Source organism: Citrobacter sp. TBCS-15, from assembly GCF_005280815.1.
Taxonomy (GTDB): domain Bacteria; phylum Pseudomonadota; class Gammaproteobacteria; order Enterobacterales; family Enterobacteriaceae; genus Citrobacter; species Citrobacter werkmanii.
In genome coordinates this window covers 1-211 of record NZ_SZWK01000220.1, presented here as the reverse complement: position 1 = coordinate 211, position 211 = coordinate 1, and the positions used below count along the sequence as shown (strand labels likewise).

The window sequence follows — 211 nt, the reverse complement described above, 5'->3', positions numbered from 1 at the left end:
TGTGTCCTCCATGATTCATCATATCCATATTGTCCATATCATGCATATCATGCATATCATGCATATTATCCATATTGTGCATGTTGTGCATCTCATGGTTTTCGTGCTCCATATCCATCATTTCATGATTATGATGATGCTCAGCCATCATTTCATCGTGATTAGACGAATGAGTTTTATTTGACATATTTTCCTCCTAAATGAATGCTTT

The 211-nt window shown here is 35.1% G+C and carries 1 protein-coding gene; it reads right to left on the bottom strand.

What is annotated here, in order from left to right; translation table 11 throughout:
• Positions 1 to 187, bottom strand: a 187-nt coding sequence (locus FDW96_RS12760; RefSeq protein ID WP_137365788.1) for a hypothetical protein, incomplete at its 3' end; no start/stop codon positions are given.
• Between the last annotated feature and the right edge of the window lie 24 nt (positions 188 to 211).